4 protein-coding genes and 1 pseudogene are annotated in these 3565 nt (G+C 24.8%); all 5 read right to left on the minus strand.

Features of this window, described 5'->3' with window-relative positions; all coding sequences use genetic code 11:
* On the minus strand, positions 1-430 hold a 430-nt coding region (locus Q4A58_RS07950; protein ID WP_303118142.1), incomplete at its 3' end, for a TetR/AcrR family transcriptional regulator.
* A 30-nt stretch (positions 431-460) separates the two neighbouring features.
* Positions 461-1363: a hypothetical protein gene (locus Q4A58_RS07955; RefSeq protein ID WP_303118143.1), complete on the minus strand. Its 903-nt coding sequence runs from the start codon at positions 1361-1363 to the stop codon at positions 461-463.
* Positions 1364-1366: 3 nt separating this feature from the next.
* A complete protein-coding gene (locus Q4A58_RS07960) occupies positions 1367-2491 on the minus strand; it encodes a hypothetical protein (protein ID WP_303118144.1) in 1125 nt (374 codons plus the stop codon).
* 9 nt (positions 2492-2500) lie between these two features.
* Positions 2501-3196 (minus strand): RAMP superfamily CRISPR-associated protein, encoded by a 696-nt coding sequence (locus tag Q4A58_RS07965; protein WP_303118145.1) that lies wholly within the window; start codon positions 3194-3196, stop codon positions 2501-2503.
* 2 nt (positions 3197-3198) lie between these two features.
* A pseudogene (locus tag Q4A58_RS07970) lies at positions 3199-3565 on the minus strand (hypothetical protein); the annotation flags it as partial.

Genomic DNA, 3565 nt, shown 5'->3' on the forward strand with positions numbered 1-3565 from the left:
TAGGATTATTATTTGAATAGCATTTTAGTCCTTCTTCTATATAAGTTTCTAATCTACTCACCCAAATATCTTTTGCCTCTTCATGTTTGGTTCCCACGCTTTTATCAATCAAGATTTTGAGTCTAATTCTATCTTTTAGTATGTCAAGTAAATATTTTGCGCTTCCTTGATTAAATCTCTCAAGAGCACTACCTACCTCAAGTTTTTCTTCTTCTTCCATTATTTTGATAATTTTATTGAGTATACCTCTTACTATTTCATCAAGCAAAGAGGTTTTATTTTTAAAATATGAATAAATAAGTGCAACTGAAGTAACAGTTTTATTAGCAATATCAGTTAATTTAGCTCTTTTATAGTCTTTTTCATAAAAAATTGTTTCTGCTGCAATTAATATTTTATTTCTAATTTCTTCTTTCAAGACTTGTGCCATAATATACGCCCCTTCTTACAAGAAATATTTTTATATTTCTCTATATTCACTTATCTCTACTGTTACCAAACCATATAGAAAATTACTTTTGCTATCTATAAAAAATGAAGTTGAATTAATTTTTGGTTTCTCAACTTTATCTGATAAACTATGTAACAGTCCTTTAAAACCTCCCAGAAAAATATAAGCCTTCAGACATGCACTTGGAATTTTATCAACTTCACATTTAATTTCTTTCAATTTCTCTCTGACTTTTAAAAGTCTTTCAAGTCCCTTTTTATAATTTTTTTCTAAAATCCCCTTTTGCTTTTCTTCATATATCTTTTCAAGTTGATTAATTTCCTCTATACTGTTATTTAGCTTAATTTTGGTAATTTTATTTAAACTTGATAAACTTTTTTGCCAGTCTATTTCTAATTCTTTCACTATAATTTCACCAAATAATTCTATGTTATTTTTTAACATTTCAACTCCAACTTTTGGAAAAAAATTTTCTAGTTTAGGTTCTTTTTTTCCTTCTTTATTTTGATATAAATATTGATATTTTTGTAAATTTCTTAATTCTATATAATCTGAATCTACCATAATGTCCCTACAAATAAAATATTTCCCAATATTCATAATCCTTTTTTCTTCTCTGTTAAACTCTGTTTCTACACCTTCTTCAGTTATATCTTCGGTCATTTTTATTATTTTTTCTAGTTGTAATGCCCCTTTTAAAGAAGAAGCTGGTATATAATAATCTTTTGCTTTACAATATTTTTTATTGATTTTATTATACCGGTTATCATAACTGTAAAATGGATAAATAATTTCATAATTACTTTCTGCCTCGTCTTTTTTATAATCAATTTCATTATACATTGCTCCTTGCATCCTTGGAGAAAGTATAATAGGTGAAATAGTACTTAAAGTAAGCTTATATTTTTTCATGCTTTAAACCTCCAAATTTTCTAGATAAGAGTTACCAAAAACTATAGCATTAGAATGTAATTTATTATATTTATTTTTTATTGATTTTCCTATCTTATAAGGTTTCTTTTCTTCACATACTAAAATACTTCCTATGTTAATGAAACTAATTACTTTAGGTGTGTGATCTCCTAATTCATAAGGTCTTCTGTCTGATGAATAAATGTCTATTTGTGACTTTTCCCAAAAAATACTATTTTCTTGAGGTAGGAGCATTCCTAAATTTATATAAGGTCCAGTTTCACTTGAAGGTTCTTTGTATTCTGATTCTATTATTTCTTCTAAAGAATAGCAATTATAACCACTACTTGCTTTTGGACCAATCATCCATAAATTTTTTATATCTTTTTTTAAATTACATAATAAATTAGCTAAAATTGAATTTTCTTCTGTTATTACAAAAAAAGTGAAATCCTTTTGAAAATCATTTTTTTTATTCTTATACTCAACAATTGGCAAAGAATATGAGATATTGGGAAAGCCTGGAATTTTTCTTATTTGACTTTCTAATTTAAATTTTTGTATATATTTTTGATTTTTTATTATATAATCATACTCTTTGAGTAAATTTGTTGAGAACTCTTCTTCCATCTCAATTCTTTGAATCAATTTAGGCAAATCTTCTTTTTTTATATATTCTATTTTTTTTAAAGTTTCATAAATTGCTTTGCTCGAAAAAGATTCAGCTTTTTCTGCTTTTTTTACCATTTCTCTCTTTATTATTTCTATTTCTTCTATCTTTTCTGTTTTTTCTTTAACCTTATTTTTCTTTAATTCTTTTAATTCTTCCATTAATTTTTTCAAATCATCTAAATCATTATTTACACAAATATTATTTTTCTCTGCTTCCTTACATTTTTTTCTTTCTTTTATTAATCTTGTCAAATAAATCTTTGGAGTTGGTAAGTATCCACTTGGTATCAAATTTGATATCATACATTTTCCTACAATATCATTAATGAAATTTTCAATTTCATTTTTAGAAAAACATTCACTTAATTTATTCATTAGATAACCAAACAATTTTTGAGAATCTGGCAATAATGTTATAGCTCCTTCTACTCTTAATTTTATCTCAAATTTTCTCATTATTTCCTCCTATTTGAAGATAATATCTCTTTCTAAAACTTTTACTTGTCCGTAACCTCTTGATTTTGAGTTTCCCAAGCCATAAACTCCTTCATTAAAAAGCAAAAGTATATCTTTTAATTCTTTAACAGATTCCTCTAATAATTTATTATATTTTTCAAAACCTTGAAATGAAATATATCCTTTTAACTTCACACCAGGTCTTAAAACTTTATATGTTCGTGGTCTTGAAATTATTTCATTTTCTTTTTCCTCTAACACATTTTTTACATCAATAGCAAAATACTCATTTCTTTCTTTTGGATTGCTTAATCGTAAATCTGAGAAAAAAATCCTAGGCATATTATTGATCCCTTCTATACCAAAAATATACTCAGCTTTTATAGGTTCATTACAAAGAGAATCTATTTTTTTTATTATTTTTCTTACTGCATCAATTTGTTGAACATCTTTCTCTAGCTGCTCATACTTATTTTTTATATCTTCTAGAATTTTTTTCATTAACTCCTTTGTTTTTTTCATTTTATTATCTTCTTCTCTAACCATATTTCGTAAAGCACCTTTTATTGATGAAGCATGAATCATTGGATTTCCTTTTTCATCAATAGTTGTAGCCTGATCCACTCCACCAATTGAAAAACTTTCTGTTTGATTGCCAATTAAACAATTAGAATATGTTTCTATTACGTATTCAATTTTATTCATTGTTATTCTCCTTCATTAAATTTTACAACTTCCTTAAAATTTTTCCAATATTTATTGATTTCTTTTTTTTGAATTCTTTGTTCATCATATTTATAGAATAAGATTAGATTATCAAGCCAATCAGTTTTATGATTATCTCTTATTTTTTTAAAATATTTTATAAATTTTTGGGAATCAAAGTCTTTTCGATATTCAATTTTATTTTCTTCTTCTCTTTCCTTTTTTAATGTTTTAAAATAATCTCTATTTTGTTCAAAGTAATTTATAATTAACCTTTCTACCAAGTCATACTTTTTTTGTTCTATTAATTTTTTTATTCGGAACAACATTGTTATATTTAGAGGAACTTTTCTATATATTGTGATTTTT

It is taken from the genome of Fusobacterium sp., assembly GCF_030528405.1.
Taxonomy (GTDB): Bacteria; Fusobacteriota; Fusobacteriia; order Fusobacteriales; family Fusobacteriaceae; genus Fusobacterium.

What these genes read in the sequence shown, in the direction of transcription:
- Q4A58_RS07965 (WP_303118145.1), bottom strand. Translation starts at nt 3,196, where the DNA reads ATGAATAAAATTGAATACGTAATAGAAACATATTCTAATTGTTTAATT.
- Q4A58_RS07955 (WP_303118143.1), bottom strand. Translation starts at nt 1,363, where the DNA reads ATGAAAAAATATAAGCTTACTTTAAGTACTATTTCACCTATTATACTT.
- Q4A58_RS07960 (WP_303118144.1), bottom strand. Translation starts at nt 2,491, where the DNA reads ATGAGAAAATTTGAGATAAAATTAAGAGTAGAAGGAGCTATAACATTA.